Annotated in this window: 16 protein-coding genes and 1 riboswitch; of the genes, 4 read left to right on the plus strand and 12 right to left on the minus strand. The window is 42.7% G+C overall.

Features of this window, described 5'->3' with window-relative positions:
* Positions 1 to 13: 13 nt before the first annotated feature.
* The 3 genes from J2S05_RS08920 to J2S05_RS08930 are packed head-to-tail and all read left to right on the plus strand — an operon-like array spanning position 14 to position 1,882.
* Complete coding sequence (locus J2S05_RS08920) at positions 14 to 403, plus strand: GntR family transcriptional regulator (RefSeq protein WP_306981958.1); 390 nt, start codon at positions 14 to 16, stop codon at positions 401 to 403.
* The gene (locus J2S05_RS08925; RefSeq protein ID WP_306981959.1) at positions 390 to 1,088 is read left to right on the plus strand and encodes an ATP-binding cassette domain-containing protein; all 699 of its coding nucleotides are present in this window, start codon (positions 390 to 392) and stop codon (positions 1,086 to 1,088) included. Before J2S05_RS08920 ends, J2S05_RS08925 begins: the two co-directional genes overlap by 14 nt.
* Positions 1,085 to 1,882 (plus strand): hypothetical protein, encoded by a 798-nt coding sequence (locus J2S05_RS08930; protein ID WP_306981960.1) that lies wholly within the window; start codon positions 1,085 to 1,087, stop codon positions 1,880 to 1,882. The genes J2S05_RS08925 and J2S05_RS08930 overlap by 4 nt, the downstream gene beginning before the upstream one ends.
* Before the next feature lie 253 nt (positions 1,883 to 2,135).
* On the opposite strand, the gene J2S05_RS08935 is transcribed toward J2S05_RS08930, so the two are convergent.
* The 7 genes from J2S05_RS08935 to J2S05_RS08965 all read right to left on the minus strand — a co-directional run bounded on the left by J2S05_RS08935 (position 2,136) and on the right by J2S05_RS08965 (position 6,478).
* A complete protein-coding gene (locus J2S05_RS08935; protein ID WP_306981962.1) occupies positions 2,136 to 2,480 on the minus strand; it encodes a DNA-directed RNA polymerase subunit beta in 345 nt (114 codons plus the stop codon).
* A gap of 31 nt (positions 2,481 to 2,511) precedes the next feature.
* Positions 2,512 to 3,324 carry a flagellar hook-basal body protein gene (locus tag J2S05_RS08940; RefSeq protein ID WP_306981963.1) on the minus strand — a complete coding sequence of 271 codons (813 nt, stop codon included), beginning with the start codon at positions 3,322 to 3,324 and terminating at the stop codon, positions 2,512 to 2,514.
* A gap of 27 nt (positions 3,325 to 3,351) precedes the next feature.
* Positions 3,352 to 4,152, minus strand: a complete 801-nt coding sequence (locus J2S05_RS08945; RefSeq protein WP_306981966.1) for a flagellar hook-basal body protein — start codon at positions 4,150 to 4,152, stop codon at positions 3,352 to 3,354.
* Between the two features lie 18 nt (positions 4,153 to 4,170).
* Complete coding sequence (gene mreB / locus J2S05_RS08950; RefSeq protein ID WP_306981967.1) at positions 4,171 to 5,175, minus strand: rod shape-determining protein; 1,005 nt, start codon at positions 5,173 to 5,175, stop codon at positions 4,171 to 4,173.
* Between the two features lie 223 nt (positions 5,176 to 5,398).
* On the minus strand, positions 5,399 to 5,686 hold the full coding sequence (spoIIID, locus tag J2S05_RS08955) for a sporulation transcriptional regulator SpoIIID (protein ID WP_306981968.1): 288 nt from the start codon (positions 5,684 to 5,686) through the stop codon (positions 5,399 to 5,401).
* A gap of 140 nt (positions 5,687 to 5,826) precedes the next feature.
* On the minus strand, positions 5,827 to 6,141 hold the full coding sequence (locus J2S05_RS08960) for a DMT family transporter (RefSeq protein WP_306981969.1): 315 nt from the start codon (positions 6,139 to 6,141) through the stop codon (positions 5,827 to 5,829).
* A 1-nt stretch (position 6,142) separates the two neighbouring features.
* Positions 6,143 to 6,478, minus strand: a complete 336-nt coding sequence (locus J2S05_RS08965) for a DMT family transporter (protein ID WP_306981970.1) — start codon at positions 6,476 to 6,478, stop codon at positions 6,143 to 6,145.
* Positions 6,479 to 6,544: 66 nt separating this feature from the next.
* A riboswitch (guanidine-I (ykkC/yxkD leader) is annotated at positions 6,545 to 6,652 on the minus strand.
* Between the two features lie 962 nt (positions 6,653 to 7,614).
* Between J2S05_RS08965 and J2S05_RS08970 the strand changes: the two genes are divergently transcribed.
* Positions 7,615 to 8,619, plus strand: coding sequence for a nuclease-related domain-containing protein (locus J2S05_RS08970; protein WP_306981974.1), 1,005 nt, complete (start codon positions 7,615 to 7,617; stop codon positions 8,617 to 8,619).
* Between the two features lie 723 nt (positions 8,620 to 9,342).
* Here the strand turns inward: J2S05_RS08970 and J2S05_RS08975 are convergent.
* The 5 genes from J2S05_RS08975 to J2S05_RS08995 all read right to left on the minus strand — a co-directional run bounded on the left by J2S05_RS08975 (position 9,343) and on the right by J2S05_RS08995 (position 14,105).
* On the minus strand, positions 9,343 to 10,233 hold the full coding sequence (locus J2S05_RS08975; RefSeq protein WP_306981976.1) for a M23 family metallopeptidase: 891 nt from the start codon (positions 10,231 to 10,233) through the stop codon (positions 9,343 to 9,345).
* A 223-nt stretch (positions 10,234 to 10,456) separates the two neighbouring features.
* Positions 10,457 to 11,488, minus strand: coding sequence for a stage II sporulation protein D (gene spoIID, locus J2S05_RS08980; protein WP_306981977.1), 1,032 nt, complete (start codon positions 11,486 to 11,488; stop codon positions 10,457 to 10,459).
* Between the two features lie 151 nt (positions 11,489 to 11,639).
* Positions 11,640 to 12,974 carry a UDP-N-acetylglucosamine 1-carboxyvinyltransferase gene (gene murA / locus J2S05_RS08985; protein WP_306982663.1) on the minus strand — a complete coding sequence of 445 codons (1,335 nt, stop codon included), beginning with the start codon at positions 12,972 to 12,974 and terminating at the stop codon, positions 11,640 to 11,642.
* A gap of 41 nt (positions 12,975 to 13,015) precedes the next feature.
* Positions 13,016 to 13,777, minus strand: a complete 762-nt coding sequence (locus J2S05_RS08990) for a YwmB family TATA-box binding protein (protein ID WP_306981979.1) — start codon at positions 13,775 to 13,777, stop codon at positions 13,016 to 13,018.
* Positions 13,778 to 13,871: 94 nt separating this feature from the next.
* Positions 13,872 to 14,105, minus strand: a complete 234-nt coding sequence (locus tag J2S05_RS08995) for a DUF1146 family protein (protein WP_306981980.1) — start codon at positions 14,103 to 14,105, stop codon at positions 13,872 to 13,874.
* Position 14,106: the final 1 nt, after the last annotated feature.

The raw sequence follows: 14,106 nt of genomic DNA on the forward strand, positions 1-14,106 counted from the left end.
GGATGGCTGCTCAATGACAATTGAGTTTGACCCGTCGAAGCCCATTTACAGGCAAATAGCGGAATACTATTATCAGCAAATAAGCAACGGAGAACTCCGCCCTGGGGATAAACTTCCTTCTGTTAGGGAGACAGCCCAATCCCTGAGAGTGAATCCTAATACCGCCTCTAGATCGTACCTAGAGATGGATCGTGACGGAGTAACCTTCACCAAACGTGGTCAAGGCACTTTTGTCACAGAGGATGAACAGGTTGTGAAAGACCTCAAGGTGAGACTAGCTAAATCTCATATTGAAGAGCTAATCGAGTTTTTATACAAACTTGGTTTTACGAATCAGCAGATCAAGGACCAAGTTGATTCGCTATTAGAGGAGCAGGATGGTGAAACCAATGCAGAAAATTGAACTACAAAACCTCTCTAAATCTTACGGGAATAAGGACGTACTAACGAATCTGAACCTTACATTGGAAGGCAATAGAATCTACGGGATCATCGGTGAAAACGGCACAGGTAAATCAACCTTGCTCCGCCTGATCAGTGGACTCGCAAGACCCACCCGTGGATCAATTACCGTCAATGGTCAGACCACGGCAGAGGGACGAAGAAATCAAATCGCCTACTTATCTGATCAGGAATTTCTTGATGGATTCTCAACCTTGGGCTATCAAATTCAATTTCACGAAAAGATGATCCCTGGTTTTCAAACGAACCGAGTCTTTGAAATGCTTGAAACCATCAAGCTACCTGTGGATAGGAAAGTGAAAAATCTATCAAAGGGTCACAGAAATTTATTCAACCTAGTTCTCACACTTGCTAACCCAGCACCCATTCTGATTTTAGACGAGCCGTTATCAGGCATTGATACGAATAAAAAAGAAGACCTCATTCAGCTATTATCTTCTTTTACGCTGGATGAGAAACGCTTAATTTTATTTGCTACACATGAGTATGACGAAATTGAATTTTTAATCGATGGGTTACTGATCATTCGAGGGGCTGAGGTCGCTTATTTCACTGAAGACTTAGAAGAAATGCGGATAGAGCACGGCAAAACCATTCAACAGATTTTTCAGGAGGTAAACCAATGACCTCTTTTCTCACATTATTAAAAAGAGACCTTAGACTACAATTGCCACTGATGATGATCTTTTCAACAACCATGCTTGTCGTGGCCGCTCTCTTTACGATTCTAGCCATTCGCCTGAATAGTAACTTTTATTATGGTATCATCCTGATCTTTTTCTTTCTGTTTTTCTTTATCCTTTTTGCCTTACCAATCAATTCGATCTGGAAGGAATGGCGCATGAAAACAGCAGCTCATTGGCTCATGCTGCCTTCATCAGTGCACGCGAAGATCTGGAGCAAGCTCCTTTCCATTATCATCTGGGTTCTTTTTCTTTTCGTGCTAGCTATTCTACTATGGGCTGCAACTGCCTTAATTGGACAGACGGATCTGCACAACGTATCATTTGAGCTTCTTGGCATGCTCTTTAATTTAGGTCTGCTGACGCTTATCCCTTACGCACTTTATACGATCATCTCAGGCTCCCTCCCTGTTTTTCTCGGCGTCATCATGCTGAAAGGCGAAGGTGGCTGGAAAGGATCTCTTTACGCAGGTTTACTTGTAGCTTTCTATATCATTTTTATGCCATGGGTTACTGTAGCTGAGACATTTTCCTTTCTACGAATCGGACCCATTTATTTTGATCCAACTCCATTCCAGGAGACCACAACCATTGGTAACGCAGAATTCACCTTTGGTATGATAAACAATGGAACAGATCCTTATACGTATGTAAGCTTCCTTATTCTAGAGTTTCTTTTATTCTGCCTCATGTACTTTATATGCTGGTGGTACCTTGCAAGAAAAGTTGAAATTTGATAGTGGAAGAAGGCTGCCTGTGTGGTGGTCTTTTTTTTGTGGTTTTGGGTTTGGAGGTTGGACGGTATTCAGCTCTTTTTGCTGATTTCCTGCTTCCTTTGCTGATATCTGCTTCTCTTTACTGATTCTCTCCTCTATTTTCTGATATCTGCTCCTCTTTACTAATTCTCTGCTCTCTTTACCGATCCCCAACCCTCCTCTCCTCGTTCCCCCATCCCAAAATCCCCAAAAATAAAAGACCAACGCCTAAGCGTTAGTCTTCTACTCCTTTCATCAGGTCGACGATGTGGTACCAGGTTTCGAGGTTGAATACGTCGAAGGCATCTCCGCCTCCGATGGTTCCGTAGCCTACCATCATGCCTAGGAAAAGCGAGGCCCCGATGAGAGTAAGGATAATATATAAACGCAGCCAAATAGGCAGGATTCGGATCCGCCCTTTTTTCTTTCTTGGTTCCCTCTCCGCTTTTTGTGCAGCTTTTTCTTCCATTTTTGCTTGACGAATTTCTGCTCGCATTAAGGGTTTGGCTTTGGTTTCTTCTTTTCCTTTACCAGAAGCAGGTGATGATTTCTTCTGATTATTAGGTTGTTTCTTGTTCATGTATCTCTCTCCAGTCGAGCAACAGTTGAGATCAGCGACGGATACCGTTAATGATGCCTGACATTTCATCAGCCATGGATAAAGAGCGAGCATTAAACTGATATTGACGTTGAGTCAGAATCAAATCGCTCATTTCTTTTGCCATATCGACGTTTGATCCTTCAAGTGCCCCTTGCTGAATCCATTGGTCAGAGCCAGCCAGTATTTGCGTACGATTGTCTCCTTGTGGCATGAGAAAATCTGTATGCCCTGCGGCTTCAAGTAGCTGAGGTTTCGCTACTTCAACCAGAGCCATCTGTCCAACAACTGCCACTGTTCCATCCTGAAGCTGTGCTTCAAGCTGTCCATTCGCTGTCATTTGAAGGGATTCGAAGGTATAAGGAACCGTCATTCGTTCACCATTGTCATCTAATAGGTAAAAGCCATTCTCATTTGCAATAACCAACTCTTGATCGTTCGTCGGATTTTCTGTTAAAAAGAAAGCTCCTTCACGAGTCAACCTTGTTTCCGATGCTCCGTTATCGTTTCTTTCCACTTGAAAGAAATGATAGCCGTTTGTCAGCGCAAAATCAAGTGTTCTCCCTGTTTGCATCGCAATGCCTGGTTCATTAGATAGACGTGTTTGGGCAATTTTTGCTCCTGATCCAACACGTAGGCCAGGAGGGGTTAATCTGTTGCCCTCCGTTGGTTGGTTATTATATTGTTGGCTCAAGAGGTCTGAGAAGGATACATCTCTTTTTTTGAAGCCTGTTGTTTCACTGTTGGCGACGTTATGAGAGATGGTATCTAGCTTACTTTGTAGCTGACCCATAGTCACTGAAGCGATATTGGATGAAATATTCATAAACAATCTCCTTTAAGCGGCTTGTTATTAACCAATTCTTCCTACTTCATTCACAGCCTTGTCCAAACTCTGGTCATAAGCCTGTAAGACTTTTTGATTGGCTTCAAACGAGCGCATGGCACTCATCATGTCCGTCATCGTCTGGTTACTGTCTACATTTGATTGCTCTACAAAGCGCTGTTTGATCTGATAATCAAACGCTGAAGCAGGTAGTTCTTCTTCAGAACGAAGTAAGCCACTGCCTTCTTTCACTAACGCTTGAGCATCCTCTGCATACGCAATCCCCAGCTGACCTAAGTTGGCACCAGCAGAGCTTGTGACTACACCTTCATCATTCACTAGAAACTGTTCATCTTCTACTTGGATAGTCGCACCAGCTGTATTCAATACAGGATGACCTTCTGTTGTAACAAGCTGCCCTGAATCACTAACAGCAAACTGACCATTTCTCGTATAACGAACGGATCCATCATCTTCTTGTACCGAGAAAAATAACATCGGACGTTCTCCATTTTCTCCTTCAGGTAAAACGCCATCAAGAAGAGCAAAGTCTGTTCCATTACCCGTTTCTAGAATGGCTCCCTGTCTGAAGTTAGGCGTTGCTTCCTGCATATACGTTCCCGTAGAGAGGCTTCCGATCTGATAAGAGTTTCCACCAATCGAGTTCGCATTTCTTGCCTGTAGCAACATTTCTGGAAACGAGCGAATGCTCGCTTGATCCGCCTTATAGCCTGGTGTACTGGCGTTAGCCATATTATTAGTCAGCATTTCCTGTCGTTGTTGCTGTGTCAGCATACCTGCTGCTGCGCCATATAAACCTCGTAGCATTTGATCTCTCCTTTTGGGTTACACGCGTGCTCGTTTCTTTGACATCTTATCTAAATTCTCAAGAATCATACCTGTTCCTTTTGCTACACAATGCATTGGGTCCTCTGCGACAAGAACGGGTACTTTCAGTTCTTCTGCTAACAACTGATCGATCCCATGAAGCAAGGCTCCCCCACCTGTTAAGATGACACCACGGTCAATAATATCCGCAGACAGCTCTGGTGGTGTTTTCTCAAGGACTTCTCTCGCAGCCTGCACAATATAAGCAGCAGACTCAATTAACGCTCCTTGGATCTCTTCTGTACGAACTGTGATGGTTCTTGGAAGTCCACTTACAAGATCACGTCCGCGGATATCCAATTCCTCTTGACGTCCCCCTGGAAATACTGTTGCCACTGTTTTTTTGATGTTCTCAGCTGTACGTACGCCAATTAACAGCTTGTACTGCTTCTTGATATACGTAAGAATCTCTGCATCAAAACGATCACCAGCAACCTTAATTGAAGAGGCGGTGACGATATCACCCATGGAAAGAACAGCAACATCTGTTGTTCCACCGCCTATATCAATAACCATATTTCCACTTGGCTGGAAGATATCCATGCCTGCACCAATGGCTGCCACCTTAGGCTCTTCTTCCAGATAGACATCCTTACCACCGCTTTTTTCAGCTGCTTGACGGATGGCCTTTTGCTCAACAGATGTAATATTTGTTGGGCAGCAGATTAAGATACGAGGCTTACTAAACATGCTTCTCACCTTAATCTTATCCAGAAAATGCTTAAGCATAGATTCCGTTAAATCAAAATCAGCTATGACTCCATCCTGCATTGGGCGCAAAGCAACAATATTTCCAGGAGTACGTCCTACCATCCGATATGCTTCCTCACCAACTGCAAGCACACGCTTTGTGGATGTTTCCATTGCCACAACAGATGGCTCATCTAGGACAATTCCACTTCCCTTAACAAAAATAAGTACATTCGCTGTTCCTAAATCAATTCCAATATCTCGACCAAACATGATTCGTTCCTCCCTGTTATTCGAACATTATGTCATCATTTACAATTTTTAAAGGCTATTGTCTCTTCGTACCACATGGACTGAGTCACCCTTTACAAAATTGCAATCATGCATAATGACGGGGGCGGTCCTCAAATTGTGCTCGAGTCTAGATTGACAGGCCTATATACCTAATTGTAGATTTTATCATAATATGCTCTCTCAGGGATGATTTTAGCGAAATTTATTGACGAGATTTTACAATTAGATGGTCCGAAACATCTACGGACTTCCGATATTTAACTTTTGTCGCTTCCCCACCCCGTAAATGGCGAATCGATTTGTGGTATTCAAGAATATCCTTCACTTCATTTGCCAGTTCCGCATTAATTTCGGGCAGACGCTCCGTGAGGTCCTTGTGTACAGTACTTTTTGAGACTCCAAACTCCTTGGCAATCGTTCTCACCGTTTTTCGAGTCTCAACAATGTACCTGCCTATCTTGATGGTTCGCTCTTTGATGTAATCATGCACACGACTCGCCTCCCTAATTCTGTGTTGGTGATTGGTACAGTTTATTAGGGAGTTTATATAGATATACCACCTTATTATAAGGACGAGCGCGGTTTTCCAGCATATTAGCCTGTCCAAGCACTATATACCAGTATCAGGTACTAACTTATGGACTTAAGACCAATTACAGATACTAAAATTAAACCAATAAAAAATAATCGCTTCGGATCACGAGATTCCCCGTAAAAAATCATCCCAACTATCGCTCCACCAAAAGCCCCAATCCCGGTCCACACCGCATACACAGTGCCCATCGGTAACGAATTCATGGCATAAGACAGAAGGATGAAGCTAGAAGCAAACCCTGCAATTAGACCTATATATGGACCCGGACCTTTTTTCGTGCGCAACTGATTCATCATCGTCACACCAAATAATTCACAAAATCCAGCAAAAATCACACTCATCCACGCCATATTAGCTCACACCCTCTGTATCGGACTCTTTCGTGACCATCTTTAGACCCACAACCCCAATTAATAACGTAATAATAAACACAAGCTTAGCAGCAGGTAACGCCTGACCTAACACTAACGTATCCACCGCTACAGAGCCCACCGTACCAAGCCCCACAAACACCGCATACGCCGTCGCAACCGGCAGCTGCTTCGTTGCTTGCAGCAACAAAATAAAACTCACCACAATCGCAACACCCGTACCTCCCCACTCAAGCACAGTTGAGGCCTGATTCAACCCAATCACCCAACACACCTCAAACACCGCAGCAACAATCAATAAAGCCCAATTCCTCATCTCTTTCTCTCCTCTCTCCACACACAGAAAAGCCCGGAAGAATTCCGCACATCCCATGTGCAAAATATCTCCCGGGCTTTTATCCCTCCGTGTCACAGCCAATAAGACCGCGCGCTCCCTCTCGGACCAGACCAACCATAAAAAAACGACTGCGGAACCCTAGGGAACTTTATATGAAGTGAGTATAACGTATATGGGGTGGGGAATCAATTTTTTTGGGTGGGGGGTGGAGAGTTCTTTCTTGGTCTTTTTTCATCTCTCTTGATATCTTGTGTAGTCTTCTTGTTAAGACCCACAAAGTTCTATACGGATTATAAAAATGGACATTTTTATTCCTTAGGTCATTGGAAGGTGTATGTGGGGGCTTCGGGGTCTTGGTGTGCGGAGGGATGCTCTTGCTGGTTGTCTCCTGGCTCTTGGTGGTTTGTGGTTCTGCTTGGTATGGTGGGGGGGTTCTTGGTTTTGAGGGTTTGCTCTTGCTCAATCTTCATCTCTCTTGATATTTTATGTATTCTTCTTGCTAAGTCCCACAAAGTTCAATACGGATATAAAAATGGACATTTTATTCCTTAGGTCATTGAGATCTGCATGCAGGATGCTTAGCTGTCTTGGTGTGCGGAGGGACGCTCTTGCTGGTTGTCTCCTGTCTCTTGGTATCGACGGCTCGCTCTTGGTGGTTTGAGGTTCTGCTTGGTGTGGTGGAGTTCTTTCTTGGTTTCGAGGGCTTGCTCTTGGTCTTTCTTTATCTCTCTTAATGTCTTGTGTATTCTTCTTGCCAAAACCTACAAAGTTCAATACGGGTTATAAAAATGGACATTTTTATTCCTTAGGTCATTTGAAGGTGCATGCGGTGCTTCGCTGTCTTGGTGTGCGGAGCAGATTCCTTGGTGGTTATCTTCTACCTCTTGATATCAAACGCTCGCTCTTGGTGGTTCGGCATCCATCTTGGTAAGATCGTTTTCTCCCTTGATTTCCACCTCTTGCTCTTGGTAAATTCAATTTCGGCTTCATATCAGGCTGTTTCTTCTTAATAACTATTGATTTGCTTCAATAAATAATTAATAACTTTATTTTTGAATTAAAAGGATTTTCACCTATCTTCAAAGAATAATATGTTAACTAAAGGAGTTGATAAGATGGCGATCGTTAAAGAACGAACGGGTCCACTCAGAATTGCACAGCTGGAGGCATTATTGAGGCGACTGCCTAGTGATCACGAAAAAGTCCCCATCATTCAACGGGAGTTAGTCACTCGACGAATTGGTTATCAAGGCGAAAAGTCTTTAAATTATTATTTCAGCTTTCTCTCTGATGAAAATATGTACCTCCTCCACGATCTCCGCTTGTTAGGAACTAACGGCTTCCACTTTCAAATCGATACTCTACTTATCACCCAATCCTATATTGCTATCATCGAAATTAAAAATTACTCCGGCACCATCTACTTCGATCCAGATACACATCAGGTCTTTCGCACCTCCGCCACACATGACGATGAAATTCTCACAAACCCACTCTCTCAAATTCAAATCCAAAAAGTCCAACTAAAAGAATGGCTCACCAAACAAAATTGGCCACTGCTTCCTATCGTAAAAATGGTAGTCTTTAGCGATCCTTCTACTAAGATTGTTTCAACACCAACTAATTTAAAGATCATAAACCAAGTTACAACGGCCCCAGCACTCCTCTCAAAAATTGAAGCTCTTCAGTCTAAATTTTCCACCTCACATTTAACAAAGTCGTCTTTACAAAAACTAGCATATCAACTAGCTAGAAGTCATATTGTGCACAATCCAAACATACTTAGAGATTACAATATCAATGAACGATCCATTATATGCGGTGTCTATTGTCCCTCATGTAAAAAACCAACTCTATTACGCGGTATCCTCATTGGAAAATGGTTTTGCCCAATCTGCCAAATCTCTTCTAAACACGCTCACATCTCTGCACTTGAAGATTACTACCTCCTATTAAATAAAAGCGCCTCTAGTAATGAAATTCACCATTTCCTCCGAACCTCCACTCGCCAACAAGCCTATGATCTCCTAAAACATTTTCCTTTAAACCGATTCGGCGCCTACCGCTCAAGACGCTACGAACTTAAATATCCACTTTCTTTAGGTGGATCTAACGGGTAACTAAATCGTGCTTTATTTAATAGGGTTACATCTAGTTTGCTCTTGGTATCATGAAAAGTGCTCTTGATAATGTTCGTTGCTCTTACTAATGTACTGTTGCTCTTGATCGTTCTCTATCTCTCTTGATGCTTTCCTAGTCCCTCGTGGAGTCAACATTTTCTTCCTGCTAATTTTCCATCTAGCTTGTTTTTATCCTTTCTCTTCTTGATTCCGCTCACATCTTTACCTTCTTAGTAATGAGAGAAAGGAGCTTGATTAAAGTTTGCTGGCTCTTGGTAATGGTCTTCTACTCTTGGTCTTTTTCCATCTCTCTTGATGGTTTACTCATCCCTCTTGGAGTAGACCTCTTCTCCTTGATAAATCTCCATCTAGCTTGATACTTCTGTCATCCCTCTTGGAGTCGACATCTTCATCTTGCTATATCCTCATCGAGCTTGGTTTTATCCTTTTTCTTCTTGATTTCGCTCACATCTTTACCTTTTTTAGTAATTAGAGATCTGCTCTTGGTCTTTTTCCATCTCTCTTGATGGTTTCTCAGCCCTCTTGGAGTAGACCTCTTCACCTTGATAAATCTCTACCTAGCTTGATACACCTCTCATCCCTCTTGGTCTCCTCTCTCACCAGCCCTCACCATCACCATCAACCCTCACTCAATGTATATTTTTATCATTAATAACAAAAAAAGCTAGAATCTCAAGAGATTCTAGCGGTGGTGTTTTTGGGTTACGTGTTAGATGATTCGCTTGGGACTAGGCCTGATTGTTCTTCTTCTGTTGGTGCGTCTGTGTTGTCTTTATCAGTATCTTTGTCTTCATCATCATCTGCTTCTTTTTCTTTATCCGCATCTTGTTCTGGTGCGTCTTGTTCTGGTACTTCTTTTTCTGTTTCTTCTGTTTCTTTTACAGCTTGTTCAAGGGACTGTCCAAAGAAATCTTCTGGGTTCAGGGCTTCGCCTTCGTTGTCACGAATTTCGAAGTGGACGTGGACGCCAGCTGTTTCGTTATAAAGATTGCGTCCTGCTTCTCCTAGTTTGTCGCCTTGATTGATAGTATCGCCTTCTTCTACTTCAAGTGAAGCTAGGCTACTGTAGTGCGTTTTGACTCCATCATCGTGTGTAATTTCTACAACGTTACCGATTGTTGAATCTTGTTGTGCTTTTGTTACTTTTCCACTTAGTGCTGCTACTACGTCAAAACCTTCTTCTGTTTGGGCGCCAAAGTCTACGCCTTTGTTCATACGATACGTATTACTGTAGTAAACAAGAGAGGCTTGCTGTTCTTCTGCTGATGCTGATTCATCGTAAAAGTGTCCGATGATTTCTGCTTGTGCATCTTCAAGTGTTGGTCTTACGATTACTTCAGTAGATGATTGAACCGGTATGGCCTCTTCATCTCGTGGGTCATATCCCACTTGGAACTCATCTGATGGCTGTTCTTGGCTCTCCTGGTCTAAAGGAGTACCTAAATTTTGACCTTGGAAATAGAATACGGAGCTAAGAATGCCTGCTGCTGCTGCTAAATAGACTGCTGGTAATACCCAGCGTTTGCGTAATAGACGTTGTGCATTTGACCACTTGCTTTCATTTTTAGAAGAACGATTATTGTCTTCTTTCATTTCTCATCACCTCAGCAACCATTCTGAACAGATTACTAGAAATGTATACATGAGTTGAAAATATTTTTTTGAAATTCTTTTTCACAGCAGGTCCTAATCGTTATCTAGTAATCAACAGACTTATTCACAGATCCACAGACTTCTCCCCAATTCGGCTTGTTTATCCACAAAAAAAGGAGCTTGAATGTCCATATTGAATGAACATCCAAGCTTAACCTGTGGATTACTTTAATTTGGCTGTGACTTTTTCTGCAAAGTGATCGATTCCCGCGATTTCAATGCCTTGATAATAGTGCTGAATGATTTTGTCGTAGGTTATACCATCCTTCGCCATACCATCTGCTCCATATTGACTCATCCCTACTCCATGACCCCAGCCTTTGGTTTTAATTGTCACGGTACCATTACTGCGCTGCCAGTCGAAGTCAGACGAGTCTAACTTAAGTAGTGTTCGCACTTCACGCCCTGTAATGGTCTTATCACCAATCGTTACGGAAGCTACACGCCCGCCATCAGTTCGTTCAGATGTCGGAGGAATCGTGCCATTACTTGGTAAAGTCACCCCAAGGCTTTGCTCGATTTCAGCATCGCTAAATTCTTTCTCACCTGAAAAACGAGGGGAATTCTGATCCCAAGGACTCTCTACACTACGAAGGTATGGGAAACTGTTCTCATAATAATCCTCCGAGTTTTCCGTAAAGCCGTTACTTGTGGAGAAGAATTGCGCTGAAATGGGCTCATTATCATAGGTTATAATTTCACCTGCCGTGGCGGCTACCGCTTCTTTGACACGATTAAAGTTACTCTCATAATCTTGTCCCCATTTCTGACGGAGCTCTTCTTCATCTTGATAAACCTGATGTGTAATCGTGTCTGTTACAATAGCTCCCTCGGGAAGTTTCGTATCTGCTTCGTTCAAAATCAGTTTTAAAATAAATGTACGGGCAGCTAAAGCTTGTGCCTTTAATGCCTCCATTTCAAATGATGGTAACATCTCAGCTGATACAACACCTGTTACATAGTCTTCAAGAGGCACTTGCTCAAGGCTGTTCTTTTTGCTTCTAAATACACTCACTTCAAATGAGGGAGATGATTCCTTCGACTCCTTGTTCACAACGTCCTCCCCTGGGTCTTGATCCTGTTTAGTCATTGCGCTGATTGATGTTTCACCTTCTGAGAAGAATGCGACCATAGCAGATGGAATAATCAATACAGCTACAAAAAGTAGGACAAACATCCAAATAAATCGTTTCATAGCAGCCCTCCACCGCAAACATACTAACACTACTCTTAAACGTATGCGGGTGAAAAGACAAGTAGAACATATAAGAAAAGAGCCATTCAACAAACTGAATGACTCTTCCTAGAAATATGCTGTCGTCTTATATCATTTCCTAGGCAATAACCTAATTTGTAGACGTATTTAGACTAAGTGAAGCGGCTGTTTCAAGAGCTGCTGCTTCATCCTCGACAATTTCCTGCACTTGTTCAACACGTTCTACATCGCCACCAAGCGCGGCCAATTTGCCGGCAAGATTTACGTAGCCACGATCAATGTGCTTTAATTCCGTTACTCGAGTAACTCCTTCTGAGACCAAACCAGCAATAACAAGCGCTGCACCAGCACGTAGATCAGTTGATGCTACTTCAGCACCTTGCAGATTATTTGGACCAGAAATGATCGCAGAGCGACCTTCAATCTTAATATTACTGTTCATGCGACGAAATTCTTCTACGTGCATGAAGCGATTTTCAAATACTGTTTCTGTAATAACACTTGTGCCTTCAGCTTGAAGAAGTAAAGCCATCATCTGAGCTTGCATATCCGTTGGGAACCCAGGATGCGGCATTGTTTTTAAGTCTACTGCTTTAAGCTTTTCTGGACCAACCACTCTAAGGCCATTAGGAACTTCAGTAATATCTACACCCATCTCTTCCATTTTGGCAATAAGAGGACGAAGATGTTCAGCTACAGCACCTTCTACAACCACATCACCTTTAGTGATTGCAGCTGCAACCATAAATGTTCCTGCTTCGATGCGGTCAGGGATCACTGTATGTTCTGCTGCCGTAATTTTCTCGACACCTTCAATACGAATGACACCAGTTCCAGCTCCGCGTACTTTAGCACCCATTGCATTCAAATAGTTCGCAAGACAAACAATTTCAGGCTCTTCTGCTACATTTTCGAGGATGGTTGTGCCTTCAGCTAATACAGCGGCCATCATAATGTTTTCAGTTGCTCCTACACTTGGGAAATCAAGATAAATCTTGGCTCCTTGTAGACGACCATCAATGCTTGCTTCAATGAAACCATTTCCAATTTCAACGGTTGCTCCCATTGCTTCAAAGCCTTTAAGATGCTGATCAATTGGACGAGATCCAATTGCGCACCCACCAGGAAGAGCGATACGCGCTTTACCAATTCTAGCTAAAAGTGGACCCATTACAAGGAAAGAGGCTCTCATTTTACGTACATATTCAAACGGAGCTTCTGTTTTTAAAGCCTTTGTTGCGTCTACAATAAATTCTCCGTCCTCGTAGGTAACTTCGGCATTTAAATTCTTTAATACTTCTTTCATTGTATATACATCAGCAAGTGAAGGTACCTCATGAATCACACTTGTGCCTTCTTCAGCTAAAATAGATGCAGCGATCACAGGTAATACAGCGTTCTTTGCGCCTTCTACCTTGACGGATCCGTGCAGCTTATTGCCACCTCGGACGATAATTTTTTCCAACATATTCCCCTCCGCGTCAAGTTTTTGTCTCTTCTATATCATCAATATTCAGTCGTAATAATAGGCGTTCCTATTGTCACAGTTGTCCCATCGCCCAAAGCTGAATCGCTTCTTAAAGCTATCTGGACATTCATCGGTTTGCCGCCGGTATTCAGCTGGTCCTTCCACACATTAGTATATGCGGATACCGAGACAAACGTTTCTTCTGTGAGTGCTTCTACCTCTGTGGCATTCAAAACGTCCATGTAGGTATAGGCTTGATCCAAAAGTGAACCACTTTTGGTTATTGGTGCATCTTGTATGCTTTGCACTTGTGTGTAAAGCGATGCCGTGTCCATAGTAAATAGCAGCAAACGACTTTTTAGTTGATCTGCAAGGTCATATCGAAGCCAGTCTTCGGCACTTGTGCCAGACATTTTGTACGAGTATGTGAGAGTATGTGAGCTGTTTTCAGGATACGCCATAAGACGCAGCGATTCCTTCACTCCACCTGCAGATGTCAAATGAAATTCAGCTGTCCATTCAGTTGCACTAGTATCCAAATACGTTTGATCCCAGCCCTCAAGCTGGTCACGAAGCTTATGTACATGTTCTTGGAACAATTGTTGTGAATCCACTGTCCCTTGTACGTCTCTTGCAAGCAACTGCCATTCTTTTAGAGCTAACTCATCGGATTTCACTAGTTCAAGGATCGTTTCAATCGGTTGAATGATTAATTCAGCTTGCGTATTGTCTGGTTTTACATAAAATACAATGACAAAAGACATAATAAGTAAGCTCAATATCCATTTCACCCACCCCATGATAACCGCTCCTTTAGCAAACTGTTCTTAGTAACAGTTTGACCGCTAGGACGCTAAGCATACATGGAATTTAGAGTCACAATTCGACAGCTTCCTACCACAAATATTGGAGCAATCGAGACGCTTGAAGGTAATCGAGAAAAAAGCGGCTAACAAGGTATGTAATAGCAATAGCTGTAAGCAGTCTGAGCATAATCGCCTGAGGACCCTTAGGTTCTCTAACAAACAAATCAAACCGAAAACTCTGCAATGCCCACCAGGATAACCCCAGGAAGAAGAGATTCACCATAATCTGAATCAGTGCGTCCTGCCCAAAACCATCAGTCACC

This window comes from Alkalicoccobacillus murimartini (assembly GCF_030813245.1).
Classification (GTDB): Bacteria; Bacillota; Bacilli; order Bacillales; family Bacillaceae_D; genus Alkalicoccobacillus; species Alkalicoccobacillus murimartini.